At 66.8% G+C, this 17796-nt stretch carries 2 protein-coding genes; both read right to left on the bottom strand.

Annotated features, from left to right (window positions below):
* Nucleotides 1–7954 (bottom strand): non-ribosomal peptide synthetase (locus tag LQ232_RS22440; protein ID WP_230182617.1); only part of this gene is annotated, 7954 nt, incomplete at its 3' end.
* A 7-nt stretch (nucleotides 7955–7961) separates the two neighbouring features.
* On the bottom strand, nucleotides 7962–17789 hold the full coding sequence (locus tag LQ232_RS23725; protein ID WP_371820363.1) for an amino acid adenylation domain-containing protein: 9828 nt from the start codon (nucleotides 17787–17789) through the stop codon (nucleotides 7962–7964).
* Between the last annotated feature and the right edge of the window lie 7 nt (nucleotides 17790–17796).

Below are 17796 nucleotides of genomic sequence, written 5' to 3'. Positions count from 1 at the left end.
TGCCGCTGGGCTCGTAGACGCTGTGAAAGAGCATGCCTTCCTGCATGGGGGACAAGGGGTACAGGTCGTCCACGCGCACGGCAGGCAAGGCCAGCGCGTCCAGTTGATGCTGGTTCAGCCCGGACAGCGGCACGTCCGATGGCGTCAGCCCGGCTGCACCGCTGCCGCAGTGGGTGATCAGGGCATGCAGTTCACTCAGGCAGTCGTCCAGCAGGGACGACATGGTGCCCGCGTCAACACGCGATGCCGGGTAGCTCATGCTCAGGCTCAGCACGCCTTGGGCGACCTGGGCGCTGACCGACAGCGCATGCCAGGGCTGGGCCTGCGGGTCCATCGGGGTGCCGAGGGATTCCGACGCAGGCGTCCAGTCCGCGAGGGCATCGAGTCCGCTGTCGATCTGGCCCAGGTAGTTGAAAACGACCTGCGCCTTGGGCAAGGCGGCCAGCGCCTCGCGTTGCGCGACGGTGCCCAGGTGCTTGAGCAGGCCATGACCCACGCCCTTGTGGGGCACCTGCCGCAGATGCTCCTTGACCCGCTTGAGCGCCTGGCCAGGCTCACCCAACGCATCCAGCTCGATCGGATACAGGCTGGTGAACCAGCCGACCGTGCGCGACAAGTCGATGTCCGCATGCAGGTTCTCCCGGCCATGCCCTTCCAGGTCGATCAGGATGCGCTCGTGACCACTCCAGCGGCAAAGCGCACGCCCCAGGGCGGTCAGCAGCAGATCGTTGACCTGCGTGCGGTAGGCGGCGGGCGCGTCTTTCAGCAAGGCCTGTGTGGCCACGGCATCGAGCTGGCGCGTCACGCTGGCCTGCTGGCCGCGCGAACCATGTGGCGACTCGGCCTGCGCCAAAGGCAGGCTGAAGGGCACATCGGCCAGCTTGCTCCACCAGGGCATATCGGCGGCATGCACCGGCAAACTGTCCAACAGCCGTCGAGCCCAGCTTTGGTAACTGCTCGTTCGCGCAGGCAGGCTCAGGGCTTGCCCGGCCACGAGTTGGCCATAGGCCAAGTGCAAGTCCTCGACCAGCACGCGCCACGACACCCCATCGACCACCAGATGGTGAGCCGTCAACAGCAGGCGATTCGTGCCATCGGCCATGGACACGGCCAGTGCGCGCATCAGCGGGCCATGGGCTAGATCCAGGCTGCGATGCGCTTCATCGCACAGCGCCTCCAACTCGGTGGCGTCGCGGGCCTGGCGAATCCACAATAGCTCGGGCTGCAAGGCAGCCGCACCATAGGCTTGCTGCCAGACACCCGCTTCCTGACGATAGCGCAGGCGCAGGCCATCGTGCTGCTGCACCAATGCGTGCAGCGCCTGGGCCAGCAGGCCCGTGTCCAAAGGCAGATGAGTTTGCAGCAGCAGCGCCTGATTCCAGTGCGCGCGCGTGGGCACGGCGCGCCCGAAGAACTCGCATTGGATGGGCAGAAGCGGCACCTCGCCCTGCGCGGCATCCTGGCCAGCCGCCGTCATGGCGGCAACCGGCTGCATCACCTGGGCCAGGTCAGCCACACGCTGCCGCTCGAACATCTGCCGGGGCGTGATCCACCAACCGGCCTTGCGGGCCCGCGCCACGATCTGCAGGCTCAGGATGGAATCCCCGCCCAGTTCAAAGAAGTTGTCTTGCCGGCCGATGGCCTGCACACTCAGGACCTCGGACCAGATACCCGCCAGCACCCGTTCGGCCTCGCCTTGCGGTGCCTCGGCCTCGCTGTCGTGCCCCGTCACATCAGGCGCAGGCAATGCCTTGCGGTCGACCTTGCCGTTGGCATTCAAGGGCAACTGATCCAGCACCATGATCAGCGCGGGCACCATGTAGTCCGGCAGGTCCAGGGCCAGTTGCGCCTTGATGCCCGGCGTGTGCAGAACCTGAGCGCCCGACACATAGGCCACCAGGCGCGCGCCTGCGGCCAACGGCTGCACCACCACGACGGCTTCGCGCACGCCAGCCTGGCGCAACAACTGCGCCTCGATCTCGCCAAGCTCGATGCGAAAGCCCCGGATCTTGACCTGGTGGTCGATGCGGCCCAGGTATTCGATCTGGCCATCCAGGCGCCAGCGCACCAGGTCGCCGGTTCGGTACAAGCGCTCGCCCGTGGTGCTGAAGGGGTCGGCCACGAAGCGCTCGGCCGTCAAGCCGTGGCGCCCGACATAGCCGCGGGCCAGGCCGATGCCGCCCAGGTACAGCTCGCCAGCCACGCCTTGTGGCAACAAGTTCAGGCCGGCGTCCAGCACGCGCACGGTGGTGTCGGCGATGGGCTGGCCGATGGCCACGTGGTTCAGGCCATCGTCACGGCAAGTCCAATGGGTGACATCGATGGCCGCTTCGGTCGGGCCATACAGGTTGTACAGGCCGGCGCCCGGCAGGCGTGAGAAGACCTGGTTCTGCAACTCGGCAGGCAAGGCTTCGCCACTGCAGACGATGCGCCTGAGCGAGGTGCAGACACCCACGCCTTGGTGCGCCATGAAGGCCTGCAGCATGGATGGCACGAAGTGCAACGTGCTCACGCCATGCCGCTGAATCAGCCCGATCAGTCGATCAGGATCACGGTGATCGCCGGGACGCGCCACGGCCAGGCGCGCACCCACCATCAGCGGCCAGAAGAATTCCCACACCGACACGTCAAAGCTGAAGGGCGTCTTCTGCAGCACCGTGTCCGCCGGGGTCAGGGCATAGGCCGACTGCATCCAGGCCAGGCGGTTGTGCAAGGAGCGATGGCGGTTGGCCGCGCCCTTGGGGCGGCCGGTCGACCCGGACGTGTAGATCACATACGCCAGGCTGTCGCCATGCAGAGGCACGCAAGGATCGTGGTCAGGCTCGGCGCTCAGGTCCAACGTGTCGAGGCACCATGTGCGCAAAGCACCCGTGGCGGTCTCGACAACGGGCAGGCCAGGCAACACATGGCTTTGCGTCAGCAACAGGCCCATGCCGCTGTCCTGCATCATGTAGGCCAGGCGGTCCTTGGGATACTCTGGGTCCAGCGGCACATAGGCGCCCCCTGCTTTCATGATCGCCAGCAGGCCAACCACCATCTCGATAGACCGCTCTACCGCGATACCGACCAGAACCTCGGGTTGCAGGCCTTGCCCGATCAGGAGGTGGGCCAATTGGTTGGCCCGCCGGTTGAGCTGGCCGTAGCTCAAGGTGGTCTGCTCGAAAACCAGGGCCGGCGCATCCGGTGTCCGAGCGGCCTGGCGCTCAATCAGGTGATGCACCTGCGTGCCATCGGCATGGTGCGTGCGGTTCACGCTCCATTGGCCGAGCACGGCTTGTTCAGGCGCACTCAGCCAGGCGACATCGCCCAAGGGCAAATCCGGCTGACTGGCCAGCGCCTGGAGCATGGCCTGGTAGTGGCCCACCAGACGAGCGATGGTCTCGGGCTCGAACAGCTCACGGGCGTAGCTGAGCATGATGTGCACGCCGCCTTGCGCATCTTCGGTGGTGTGCAGGGCCAGCTCGAACTGCGCGGCCTGCTCGCCCAGATCCCAGGGCTGCACGGTCAAGCCGGGCACCTGGGCTAAGGCGCCGCGCTGGTCGCGCTGATGGTTCAACAGCACCTGGAACAGGGGGCTGTGGTTCAGGCTGCGCTCGGGCTGCAGGGCCTCCACGAGTTGCTCGAAAGGCAGGTCCTGGTTCGACTGCGCGCCCAGCGCGGCGTCTTTGGCCTGCGCCAGCACCTGGCTGAGCGGCATGCGGGCATGCAGAAGGTTGCGCAGCACCTGGGTGTTGACGAAAAAGCCCACCACGCCCTGTGTCTCGATGCGGTGTCGGTTGGCGACGGGCACGCCCACGCGGATGTCATCCTGTCCGGTGTAGCGTTGCAACAGCGCCTGCCAGCCAGCCAGCAAGGCCATGAACAAGGTGGCGCCCTGCTCGTGCGCTCGGCGCTGCAGATCGTGCACCAAGGCGACAGGCAGGGTCTGCTGGTGATGGGCAGCCCGGTAGACGGGCTGGGCCTGACGCGGGTGGTCCGTGGCCAGTTGCAGCACGGGGTGCTCACCGTCCTCCAGGCCGCTTTCAAGCTGGTTCTTCCAGTAACTGAGCTGACGATCCTTCTCGCCATCGGCCAGCCACTGGCGTTGCCAAGCGGCGTAGTCCGCATATTGGATGGCCAAGGGCGGCAAGCTGGCTTCCTGGCCCGCCAGGTGGGCGCGGTAAAGCGCCACGAACTCGTCAACGATGACTTGCATGGACCAGCCGTCAGAGACGATGTGGTGCATCGCCACGGCCAGCAGGTGCGTGCGCGCGTCCATGCGGATCACGGCCACACGCAACAGCGGGCCGTTGCCCAGGTCAAATGGGGTCTGGTTGACTTGCCGGGCCTGCGCTTGCGCCAGGCTGGTTCGTTCAGCCTCGTCGGCTTGCGACACGTCGATCAGCGGGACGTCCAGTGCCACCACGGCTTGGATCCACTGCTCGGCCAGGCCGTCGGCACTGGCGCGGAACACCGTGCGCAGCGACTCATGCCGATCGACCAACGCCTGGAACGCACGCCTCAAGGCATCGAGGTTCAGTTCGCCCTGCAATTGCAGGCCGCCAGAGACATGGTAGGCCGAGCTGGCCGGGTCCAACTGCCACAGGAACCATTGCCGCGCCTGCGCGGACGACAACGGCATCGGAGCTTGCCTGCGCTGTGCATCCAGGCGCGCGATGAGCGGCTCGGCACTGCGCGCAGCCTTGGCCGATGGCTTGCTCACGGACAGCGCCAGACCGCTCAGCGACTGGCTTTCAAACAGTTGCTTGGGCAGCAGGTGGACGCCGCGCTTGCGCGCCCGGGCAACCACCTTCAAGCTCAGGATAGAGTCGCCCCCCAGTTCGAAGAAGTTGTCGTGTCGGCTCACCTGGTCACGGCCCAGGACTTCTGCCCAGACGGCGGCCAATGTTTCTTCCACCTCGCCTTGCGGGGCTTCATGAGCGTCCCCGGCCATGGCCTGCGGCTTGGGCAGGGCCTGGCGGTCAAGCTTGCCATTGGCATTCAGCGGCAACTGGGCCAGCACCATGATCACACTGGGCACCATGTAGTCGGGCAGGACCGCTGCCAAACCGGCCTTCAGTGCCACCACGTCCAGCGGTTGCGCGGCCTGGTCGGCCTGAGGCACCACATAGGCAGCCAGCGCGCTACGGCCATCGTCCTCCTGCACCAGCACCACGGCGGCTTCATGCACGCCGGGCTGCGCCCGCAAGGCCGAGGCCACTTCACTCAGCTCAACGCGGTAGCCGCGCACCTTGACCTGGTCGTCGACCCGGCCCAGGAAGGCCAGGCCGCCCTGCTGGCCAAGCTGGCGCACCCGGTCGCCCGTGCGGTAAAGGCGCGCGCCAGCTTGCCATGGATGGGGCACGAAGCGCTCGGCGGTGGCACCAGCCCGCTGCTGGTAACCCCGCGCCAGGGCTGACCCGCCCAGGTACAGCTCGCCCGCCGCGCCCTGCGGTACGGGGTTCAGATCCGCGTCCAGCACCCAGGCGTCGACATTTGCCAGGGGCCGGCCTAAAGGCAAATGCGTGGCATGGCGATCAGCCTCCGACGCCGCCTGCGTGAGCACCCCGACGGTGGTTTCCGTGGGGCCGTAGTGATTGAGCACGCGGCAGCCCGGCTTCAAGGCCTGGATCTGGTCCAGCAGGCGCCATGAAGTGGCTTCGCCGCCCACAACCAGGGTGTGCCGAGGCAACACCTGCTCGGGCCGCGCGGCCTGCATCAAAGCCTGCAAATGGCTGGGCACGATCTTGAGCACGTCCACCTGGTGCGCGTGCATGTACTGCGCGAACGCGTCCGGGTCAAAGACACGCTGCGCGCTGATCAGGTGCAACGTGCGGCCCGAGCACAGCGCGCCGAACAAGCTGGTGTGGCCCAGGTCGGCCGCCACCGTGGAGACCATGGCCAGGCTCTTGACCGTGCCCGGCAAGGCCAGGCGGGCCAGCACGGCCTGCACGTAGTTGGCCAGCGCGCCATGGCCGACCACCACGCCCTTGGGCCGCCCGGTCGAGCCGGAGGTGTAGATGACGTAGGCGGCCTGGTCGGGATGGGGCTGGTGACGCAAAGGGGCTGCGGGCTCGCCATCGATGATGTCGTGTTCAAACGCGAGCGCCAGCACCGGCACATCTGGCGTCCAGGAAGGGGCCTGCGTGCTGAGCAACCAGCCCGCGCCGCTGTCGGCCAACTGGTAGGCCAGCCGGTCTGCGGGCAGTTGCGGGTCCAGCGGCACGAACACGCCACCGGCCTTGAGCACGGCCAGCAGGCCGAGCACGAATTCGCCTTCGCGCGGGGCATGCACGCCCACGCGCACTTCCGGGCCCACGCCCAGGGCGCGCAGCCTTTGCGCCAGGCGCTCGCTCTGCGCGTCCAGCTGCTGGTAAGTCCAGGCCTGGTCCTCGAAGCGCACCGCGTCTGTCTGGGGTAAGCGGGCCACGCTGCGCTGCCACAGCGACAGGACGTGGCTATCCGCCCATGCCACGGCCTCGCCCTGAAGGCATGCATCTTCGACAGGCACAGCAGGCAGGAATCCATCCCCCAGCGAGCAGGACGGGTCACGCACGGCCGCTTGCGCCAGTTGCACCCACAAAGCCGCCATGCGGTCGATGCTGGCGTCCTCGAACAAGTCAGCCGCATAGGCCCATGTGGTCTCGATGCCCTGGCCGCTGTCGACAAAATCGAAGCTGAGGTCAAAGTGGGCACGTCCGCCCGACAGCTCTTCCAGGCGCACCTCAAGTCCAGCGGCCAATCGCACATCGGGCCACGCCGATTGCTCGGTGCACTTGACCTGGAAGAGCGGATGCACGCCAGCCTGACGCTCAGGCAGCAAGGCCGCCACCAGTGCATCGAAAGGCAGGTCCTGGTGGGACTGGGCGCCCAGCACCGTTTCACGCACCTGGGACAGCCAATCCGAAAATCCGAGGCGCGTGTCCATCTGGGCACGCAACACCTGCACATTGGCCACATAGCCCACCAAGCCATGGGTTTCGGCGCGCAGGCGGTTGGCGGTTGGCGAGCCGATGCGGATGTCGGTCTGCCCCGTCAGGCGGTTCAAGGTCAGCCCGAACAGGGCCAGCATCACCATGTAAAGCGAGGTGCCCTGCGCCTTGGCCACCTCGCGCAGCTTAGCGCTCAGCTCGGCCGGCAAGGCCTGCACGAGTCGGCCTTCGGGCGCATGGCGCATGGCCTCGCGTGGGCGGTCCAGTGGCAAGTCCAGCACGGGGTGCAGGCTGCCCAGGCTGGCCTGCCAATAGGCCAGTTGCCGGTCCTGCTCACCCGCCTCCATCCAGTTGCGCTGCCACACGGCATAGTCCGCGTAGCGGATCGGCAAGGATGCCAAGCTGGGCGACTGGCTCAGGGCGTGGGCCTCGTACAGGGCCAGCAACTCGTCCATCAGGATGCGCAGCGACCAGGCGTCGGCCGCGATGTGGTGGACCACGATGGCCAGCAGGTGTTCGGCATCGCCGATCCGGAACAGCGCCGCGCGCCAGGGCGCTTGCGCGTCGAGCTGGAAGGCCTGCTCCGCGAAGGCCTGGGCCTGCTGGCGGGCCATCGCTTCACGCACCGCCATGGGCGATGGGCGCAGATCGCTGTGGCTCAAAACCACCTCGGCATCGGGCAGGATGCGCTGCCAGGGCTCGCCCTGTGCGTCGGCCACGAAGACTGTGCGCAGCACCTCGTGGCGCCGCGCCAGATCGCCCATGCTGCGGCGCAACGCTGCCTCGTCCAGCGGCCCGCTCAGGTGCAGCAGACCGGGCATGTTGTAGGCGGGGCTGGCCTGGTCCAACTGCCAGGTCAGCCACAGGCCGCGCTGTGCCATCGACAAAGGCAGGTCATCAGCGGGTTCGCTCTCCAGCCTCACGATGGGCAACTCGGCGAAGTTCAACCCAGCGGCCTGCATCCTGGCCAGGAAGGCACGGCGTGAAGCGGGCTTCAGGGCGGCAAAGCGCCGGGCCAGTTGTTGGTCTTCGTCGCGGCTCATGTCTTGTTCATTCCTCAAATTCTGTCAGGAGACGGTCCATCTCCGAAAGCCGGTGTGCCCGGCTCTGGCCAAATCGCTCGGCTGGTAGCAAGGCCGCCAGCACACTCAGGCTGCTGTGCTCGAACAGGCTACGCACGGCCAACTCGCAGCCATGGCGCTGGGCCAGCAAAGCGGTGATCTGGATGGCGGCCAGCGAGTGCCCGCCCAGCTCGAAGAAGTTGTCGTGGCGGCCCACGCGCTCGGCACCCAGTACCTGGGCCCAGATGGCGGCCAAGGCCTGCTCAACCTCGCCCTGCGGCGCCTCGAACTGCGCGGCCAGGGCGGCATCCGGCCTGGGCAGCGCATGGCGATCGATCTTGCCGTTGGGGTTCAAAGGCAAGGCATCAAGCACCATGATCACGCCAGGCACCATGTAGTCGGGCAAGGTGCGGGCCAACTGCGCACGCAGCGCACCGGCGTGCAAAGCTGCGCCCATGCCACCCGCCACGTAGGCAATCAGCCGGAGGCCAGATGCGGCCGGTTCGGCCAGCACCAGGGCTTGGCGCACACCGTCCTGACGCAGCAACTCGGCCTCGACCTCGCCGAGTTCGATGCGAAAGCCCCGGATCTTGACCTGGTGGTCCAGGCGCCCCAGGTACTGCAGGCGCCCCTCGGCATCCCAGCGCACCAGGTCGCCTGTGCGGTAGAGCCGGCCACCACGCTCGTCGAAGGCGTTCGCCACGAAGCGCTCGGCCGTCAGGCCGGGACGCTGACCATAGCCACGCGCCAGCAGCTCACCACCGATGCACAGCTCACCCGCCACACCAGGCGGCACCAGGTGCAGGTTCGCATCCAGCACGTACAACTGACGCCCAGCCAGCGGCCTGCCGATGGGCAGGGGATTGGGCCAGGGCCGTGGCAGTTCAGCGCAATCCTGCACCGTGGCCGTGACTGTGGCCTCCGTGGGCCCATAAGTGTTCAGCAAACGGATGTGCGACATGCCTGCGTCCTGCCAGGCCTTCAGGCCTTCGGGCGGCATGGCTTCACCGCCGGCATGGACCTGGCGGAGCACGCCGTAGTCATGCAATCCTCGTCGCGCAAAGTCCTGGACCAGCAGGAACCAGTAAGCGGTGGTCAGGTCGACCACGCTGATGCGTTGGTCGATCAGTTCGCGGTGGAAGGTTTCGCTGTCCCACAGTTGCGGGCCGCGCAGCACGATGGCCGCCCCGGCGCACAGGGTGGGGAACACCTGTTCGATGAAGCCGTCAAAGTTCAGGGTCGAGAACTGGAGCATTCGGTCGCCCGGCGTGAGCCCGAAGAAGCCGATGCCCACTTGCGCATGCTCGGCCAGCGCGTGGTGGGCCACGCACACGCCCTTGGGCTTGCCGGTCGAGCCCGAGGTGTAGATGACATAGGCCAGGTGGTGCCCATGCACCCGGACGGCCGGATCGTGATCGGGACCGGCCTCGTCGACCATCTGGTCCACGCACAGAACGCGCACACCTTCGTGGGTGGGCAGACTTGGCAGCAGCGAGGCCTGCGTGAGGACCAGCGACAGGCCGCTGTCCTTGACCATGTAGGCCAAACGATCCACCGGGTAGTCCGGGTCCAGCGGCACATAGGCACCGCCGGCCTTCAGGATGGCCAGCAAGGCCACGATCATGTCCACGCCCCGCTCCAGCGAGAGACCCACACGCGACTCGGGCCGCACGCCCAGCGCGATCAGCCGGTGGGCCAGGCGATTGGCCCGGCGGTTCAGCTCGGCATGGCTGAGCACCACGTCATCGTGGATCAGCGCATGGGCCTGTGGTCGGCTCAAGGCCTGCGCCTCGATCAGCATGTGGACGGGATCGGTGCTGCGATGGCGTTCAGCGTTGGCATGCCACTGCCACAACTGCGCGCGCTCACGGTCAAGCAAGGTGTCCAACTGGCCCAAAGGCAATGAGGCCTTGCCGGGCAAGCGCTGCAAGAGCATGTCCAGACGCGCCGCGATGCCCGCCACCGTGCCCTGGTCGAAGGACCTGGGATCGTGGCTGAACACCAGCTTGATCTCTCCAGCCTGCTCCAGCATCACGCTGACCGTCAGCGGATAGTGCGTGTCGTCGCGGAAGCGCAGCGCGGACAAGCGTGCCGCGCCTTGCTCGTCACCCTTCAAGGCGGCGTCAATGGGGTAGTTCTCGAAGACCAGGATGCTGTCGAACAAGGCCTGTCCGCCCTGCCCCGACCAACGCTGGATCTCCGACAGCGGCGTGTGCTCGTGCTCTCGTCCCGCCAGGTTGGCCGCTTGCAGTTCGCGCAGCCAGTCGCCCAGGGCCATCGCAGCCTGCGGTGTGGCAACCACGGGCACCGTGTTGATGAACAGGCCCAGCAGTTGCTCGACACCGGGCAAGTCGGCAGGCCGGCCAGCCGTGGTCGCCCCAAAGCACACGGTTTGTTGGCCGGTGCAACGTTGCAGCAGCAAGGCCCAGGCGGCCTGAACAATGGTGTTCAGGGTGACATGCTCTCGCCGTGCCAAAGCCAGCAGGGCCGCCGCATGCGCGGCATCGATCAGCAAGGACTGTTGTTGCATGGGTGCCTGGCCCAAGGGCAGTGCCTGGGGCCTGGGCCAGACCTCGGCCAAGCGCGTCGGCCCTGCCATGTCCTTCAATTGCCCGCTCCAGTACTCGCGGGCCGCTTGCTGATCGACGCCTTGCAGCCAAGCGATGTAGTCGCGGTAGCTGCTGGCGATGGTGGGCGATGCGTCTTGCACTGTTTGTGGCCTCAACACCTCGGCCATCAGGCGCGCCGTGCTCCAGCCGTCCAGCAGCAGGTGGTGGCTGGTCCAGATGAAGTGGTGTGTGTCCTCGCTGATCCGCACCAGCGCCAGGCGTGTCAAGGGTGGTCGCGCCAGATCGAAGCCCTTCGCCAGATCAGCTTGCGCCAGCGCATCCAGCGCGTCGGACAGATCGCCATCATGGCCACGCCAGTCGAGCAGGTGAATGGGCAGGTCCACGCCCCGCGCCACCCACTGCAAAGGTGGGTCCATGCGGGCCAGGAAGCCCGTGCGCAGGATCGCATGGCGCTGGAAAGCCTCGCGCCAGGCGGTCTGGAATGCCGTCACGTCCAGGCCTGCGATGTCCACCCGCAACTGCGTCAGGTAGGCGCTGCCATCGGGGTCCAGCACACTGTGGAAGAGCATGCCCTGTTGCATGGGCGACAAGGGGTACAGGTCTTCCACCTCACCCATGGGCACCGGCAGCGCGTCCAACGCGGGTTGGTCGATGCGGGCCAACGGAAAATCCGAAGGCGTGGCGCCAGCCACGCCAGGGGCCGTGCAAAGGGCGATCAAGCCGCGCAACTCGGCCTCGCAGCGCGTGACCAGCGCGGCGATGGTGTCGCGCCGGTGGCGTGCCTCGCTGTAGCTGAAGCGCAGGCTCAGCTCTCCACCCTGCACCTGGCCATTGATGGCCAAGGCATGCCAGCGTGGGGCACCTGCATCCTGCCAGGGGCCGGTGGATTCTTCCTGCGCAAGCTGCCATGGCGAGCCTGCGCCAAAGCTGGTGTCGAACTGGCCCAGGTAATTGAACACCACCTGCGGCTGCGGCAAGTCGGCCAGTGCAGCGCGCTGCTGCGCATCACCCAAGTGCTTGAGCACGCCATGTCCCAGCCCCTTGTGCGGCACTTGCCGCAATTGCTCTTTGACGCGCTGCAAGGCCTGAGTCGGTGTGCCCTGCGCATCCAGCAGCACCGGGTAAATCGATGTGAACCAGCCCACCGTGCGTGACAGGTCCAGGTCGCCCTCGGTGTCTTCTCGGCCATGCCCCTCCAGATCGATCAGCAGGCGATCCTGCCCACTCCAGGCGCACAAGGCGCGGCCCAGCGCGGTCAGCAAGATGTCGTTGACCTGGGTGCGGTAGGCCGCAGGCGCCAACTTGAGCAAGGCCTGCGTGGCCGCCTGGTCCAGCTTGAGGCTCAAGTGCGATTCGCCCGCCACCGTGTCGCCACCTGTTGCAACCCCTGGCGGCACATCGGAAGGCAGCTCGACCGGCAACCCCGCCAGAGACTGCCAATGGGCCAATTGCGCGCCATGCAAGGGCACATCGCGCTGCAGGCGCTGTGACCAGGCCTGGTAGCTGCAGGTCTTGTCCGGCAGCACGACCGGCTGATGCGCGGCCAGTTGCGCGCAAGCGGTTTGAAGGTCTTCCAACAAGATGCGCCACGACACCCCGTCGATCACCAAGTGGTGCGCCACCAGCAGGAGGCGCGCGCCGCCATCCACCAGCTCGACCAGCAAGGCACGCAGCAAGGGGCCCGCGGCCAGGTCCAGGCTGCGCTGGGCGTCTGCGCACAAGGCTTCGATCTGTCCCGCATCTGTGGCCCGGCGAACCCACAAGCAATCCTGCGGCGCGTGTTCCGCATGCGCCTGGGTCCAGGCACCGCGCTGATCGGCTTCACGCGTGAAGCGCAAACGCAAGCCGTCATGGTGTCGCACCAGCGCATCCAGTGCTTGCGCCAGCACGGCGGCGTCCAGCCCTTGCGGGCAGGCCAGCATCACCGCCTGATTCCAATGGTGGGGCGCCGGCACCTCATGCTCAAAGAATGCGGCTTGGATCGGCAGCAATGGCACCTGTCCTGTCACGACCTCCGAGGTCTGCGCCTTGGCCGTCGCAGCCTGTGCCACGCCAGCCAGGGCGGCCACAGTCTGGCGTTCGAACAACTGACGCGGCGTCAGCTTCCAGCCCGCCTGGCGGGCTCGCGCCACGATCTGCAGGCTGAGGATGGAATCACCCCCCAGTTCGAAGAAATTGTCATGGCGGCCCACACGCTGGACGCCCAGCACGGCTTGCCAGACCGATGCCAATGCCTGCTCCGCCACGCCTTGCGGCGCTTCGTACACGGCCTCGCTCGCCAGCTCAGGTTCAGGCAATGCCTTGCGGTCGACCTTGCCATTGGCATTGAGCGGCAGGCCCGCCAGCACCACGATGGCGCCGGGCACCATGTAGTCGGGCAGCGCCCGCGCCAGGTCTTCCCTCAGCCGGGCCAAGTCCAGCGTCATGCCCTCATGGGGTGCGACATAGGCGACCAGGCGGGCCCCCGTGGCCACCGTCTGCGCCACCACGACTGCTTCTTTCACGCCAGCCTGCGCCAGCAGTTGCGCTTCGACCTCGCCCAGTTCGATGCGGAAACCGCGGATCTTCACCTGGTGGTCGATGCGGCCCAGGTACTCGATCTGACCGTCCGATCGCCAGCGCACCAGATCGCCGGTGCGGTACAACCGCCCGCCATCGCCACTGAGCGGGTCGGCCACGAAGCGTTCGGCCGTCAGGGCGGGCCGATGCCAGTAACCGCGCGCCAAACCTGCGCCCCCCAGCACCAGCTCGCCCGCCACGCCACGCGGCACGGCTTGCAGGTCGGCATCCAGCACATGGACGCTCACATCACCGATCGGCCGGCCGATCGGCACGGTCAGCGCACCATCGTGGCGGCAATCCCAGTACGTCACCTCGATGGCCGCCTCGGTGGGGCCATACAAATTCAGCAGCTCAACGCCCGGCCACAGGGTCAGCACCTGGTTCTGCAGATCAGCCGGCAAAGCCTCGCCACTGCAGATGATGCGCTTCAAGCCGCCACAAGCCTCAATGCCTTCATGGCCCATGAAAGCCCGCAGCATGGACGGCACGAAATGGAGGGTGCTCACGCCATGCTGCAAGATCAGCTCGACCAGCCTGCCCGGATCGCGGTGATCGCCCGGCCCCGCCAGGGCCAGCCTGGCCCCCACGGTCAAGGGCCAGAAAAACTCCCAGAAGGAGATGTCGAAACTGAACGGTGTCTTCTGCAAGACCGTGTCGTCCGCGCCAAGGGGCTGGTGCTGCTGGCCCCAGGCCAGGCGATTGAGCAGTGAGCGGTGCCGGTTGCCTGCGCCCTTGGGTCGCCCCGTTGAGCCCGAGGTGTAGATCACATAGATCAGGTTCTCGCCATGCAGCGGAACATCGGGGTTGTGAGCAGGTTCGCTGCCCAGATCCAGTCCGTCCATCGCCAGCACGGTCAGGCCATCCAACTTCGGCAAGCGGTCGTTCAGATGCTGCTGGCTCAGCAGCAGCCCGATCCCGCTGTCTTCGACCACATAGGACAGGCGCTCGACAGGGTGGTCCGGGTCCAGAGGCACATAGGCGCCGCCAGCCTTCATGATGCCCAACACACCAACCACCATGTCGATGGAACGCTCGGCCGCGATGCCCACCCTGGTCTCTGGCCGCACACCCAGGCCGATCAGGTGGTGCGCCAACTGATTGGCACGCCGATTCAGCTCGGTATAGCTCAGCACCGCCTCGCCAAACACCAGGGCCACGGCATTGGGGCTGTTCACGACTTGTTGCTCGAAGAGGTGATGGACCACCGCGATCGATGGCGCCAACGGTGGCACCGCACCCTTGTTTCGGCTCCAAGAATCGACCTGGGCCAGCTCTTCCTCGCTCATCAAGGCCACATCGCCAACCGGCAGCGAAGACTGGTGCACCAGGGCCTTCAGCACCTGCACATAGTGCCCGGCCAGGCGGGCCATCGTTGAAGCCTCGAACAATTCAGCCGCGTAGACCAGCCTGCCTTTCAATGTGCCATCCGGTCGCTCGCGCACCTCCAACGTCAGCTCGAACTGCGCGGCGGCCACGTCCAGTGGATGGTCGTTCAGCACGATGCCCGGCAGCGCCTGCAAAGCACGGTGATCTTCGACCAGGTGGTTGAACATGACCTGGAACAGCGGACTGTGGCTCAGACTGCGTTCGCCCTGCAAGGCATCGACCAGTTGTTCGAAAGGCATGTCCTGGTGCCCCTGAGCACCCAAGGCGGCCTCCCTGGTCTGTGCCAGCACTTGGGCCAGGCTGCTGCGGCCCCGCACCTGGTTGCGCAAGACCAGGGTGTTCACGAAGAAGCCGATCACCCCTTCGGTGCCGATGCGGTGGCGGTTGGCCACAGGCACGCCCACCCGCACATCCTCCTGGCCGGTGTAGCGGTGCAAAAGCGCCTGGAAGCCGGCCAGCAGCAGCATGAACAAGGTCACGCCACCGCCCTGCGCCACCTGACGCAATTCACCCACCAGCGTCTGGGGGAGTTCAAAGACATGCAATCCGGCCCGGTTGCTGCCGCCCGCCTGGCGCGGATGGTCGGTTGGCAAGGCCAGCACCGGCTGCTCGTCACCCAGTTGCGCGCGCCAGTAGGCCAATTGCCGTTCGCCCTCGCCGGCGGCCAGCCAATCGCGCTGCCAGACGGCATGGTCGACATACTGAATCGGCAATGTGGGCAAGGCAGGCGCTTGTCCCTTCAGATGCGCCAGATAGCGTGTGGCCAGCTCATCGATGAACACCTGCATCGATGCGCCGTCAGACACGATGTGGTGCATGACCAGCACCAGGATGTGCTCGTCGTCCTTCAACTGGATCAAGGCCGCGCGCAGCAAGGGCCCACGCGTGAGGTCGAAAGGCACATCGTTCACGCTTTGCGCAAGCCGTGCCGCGCGAGTCTCGCGCCCACCCGGCTCCATCCCTCGGAGATCATGCAGGGGCACCTCAAGCGCCAGGCTGGGCAGAATCCGCTGCGCGGCCTGACCATCGCCCTGGTCAACGAACAGCGTGCGCAGCGACTCGTGCCTGGCCACCAAACCCGCCACGCCCGCACGAAGGGCCGACACGTCCAACGCACCGCTCAGGCGCACTGCCCCGCTGACATGGTAGGCCGTGCCTTTGGGATCGAGCTGCCAGAGGAACCATTGGCGCTGCTGCGCATGCGACAAGGGCAGCGGCGCAGCACGGCGCTCGGCCGACAGCACCGGCACCACCAGCCTGGCCTTGGGCGTGCCGAGGCTGCGCAAACGTCTGACCTCAGCCGCCATGGCATTCAAACGAGGGTGCTCGAAAACCAATCGGACCGGGTAGTCAATGGCCCATTGGTCACCAACGCGCGCCGCCAACTGCACCGCCGCCAGCGAGTCGCCGCCGCTGGCAAAGAAGTGCGCCTCGCGCCCGATGGCCGGCAACGCACCTCGTGGCCGATGCAAGACCTGCCCCCACAAGTTCATCAGGCTGGATTCGACCTCGTCCTCCACCGCGGCGACGGCCTCCGCGCCCTGGGCAGCGAGACCGCCCTGCACGAAGCGCCCATGCTCGAAGACCGCGTAGGCGTCCAGCGAACCCACTCGCCACCCTTGTCGGCAAGCGCCCCGCTGCAGCTTGCCACTCGACGTCTTGGGCAGCGCGCCCGGGTTCAGCAGCAAGGCCACGGCCACCGGCTCACGGCACACCGCGCTCACAGCCAGGCTCAAGGCTTCGACCAGAGCCTCGGCGGGCACCAGCTTCTGCAGCCCCCGCGACACCTCGACGGCGACGCCAATGCCTTCGCCGCCATCGGCGGTGCTGACCGAGAACGCCGCCACGCGGCCTTTGCGCACCGCCTCCACCTCGGCCTCGATCGCCCGCTCAATGTCCTGAGGGTAGATGTTCTGCCCGCGCAGGATGATCACGTCCTTGATGCGCCCCGCGATGTAATGCTGCCCTTCGTGCACAAAGCCCAGGTCACCCGTGCGCAACCACCGCCGGCCAGCCTCTTCCACGAAGGTCTCTTCGCTCTCGGCCTGACGGCGCCAATAGCCTTGTGCCACGCTGGGCCCGCTCACCCAGATCTCGCCGACCTGGCCTTCGCCCACGTGCTGCCGTGTGGCGACATCCACCATGGCCACCACATGGTCCGCGGCGGCTTGGCCGCAGCTCACCAGCTTGACCCCACCCTGCGCATCCGGCCTTGGCCGCCCTTGCGCCACGCTGTCGTCGGCAAAGCTGTGTGCGATCAGGCCCGAGCCCGGGCGCCCGCCCGTGACGAACAAGGTCGCCTCGGCCAAGCCATAGCAGGGGTAGACCGCCTCAGCGGCAAACCCTGCCACCGAGAAGTGTTCGATGAAGGATGCCAGCGTGTCATGCCGCACCGGCTCCGCACCTGAAAAAGCCAGGCGCCAGCTCGACAGGTCCAGCCCGGCCGCCTGTTCGGGCTTGATGCGCTCCAGGCACAAGCGAAAGGCAAAGTCAGGCCCGCCGCTGACCGTGCCGCCATGGCGCGCGATGGCCTCCAGCCAACGGATGGGCCGCTCCAGAAAATAAGTCGGACTCATCAGCACCACAGGCACCCCACGGTGCAGCGGCTGAAGCAAGCCGCCGATCAGTCCCATGTCGTGGTACAGCGGCAGCCAGGTCACGAACACATCATCGTCCACGACCGACATGCCGGCCTCGATGGCCCGCTCATTGGCCATCAGGTTGCCGTGGCTGACCATCACGCCCTTGGGTGTGGACGTCGAGCCCGAGGTGTACTGCAGGAAAGCGATGTCGCCGTCTTTCGGATCATGCGGCGCCCAGCCATCGGCCAGCGCCTCGTCCAGCGTGTCGACGGCCAGGGCCTGGGCCTGGCCGAACAAGCAGGCTTGCGTGCCCACCATGGTCAGGATCGCCGCGCTGGTCAACACGCAGGCCGCATCGCAATCAACGGCGATGGCGGACAAGCGCGCCAGATGTTGCCCGCGGACGGACTCCGGCGGAAACACAGGGACCGCCGTCAAGCCCGCATACAGGCACGCGAAGAACGCCACGACGTAGTGCTCATCGTTGTCCAGCAGCAGCAGCGCCCGTTCACCCTGGCCGAAACGCCCCTGCAACTGCGTGGCCAGTGCGCGCACACGCGTGTCCAACGCGGCGTAGTCCAGGCGGACCTCGCCATCGCGCGAGACCGCGATCAGGGCCGTGTCCTCAGGGCGGCTCAAGGCCAGGTGGCGCAAGCGCCCTACCATGTTGGAGAAAGGGCGGCCCACTGGGGCGCTGGAGCGGTTGTTCGCGTTCATCGTCGTC

The organism is Aquabacterium sp. CECT 9606 (assembly GCF_918741295.1).
In the GTDB taxonomy this organism is placed as follows: Bacteria; Pseudomonadota; Gammaproteobacteria; order Burkholderiales; family Burkholderiaceae_C; genus Aquabacterium.
Note: the sequence above shows the minus strand (reverse complement) of the source record. Positions and strands in the feature narration are given on the sequence as shown.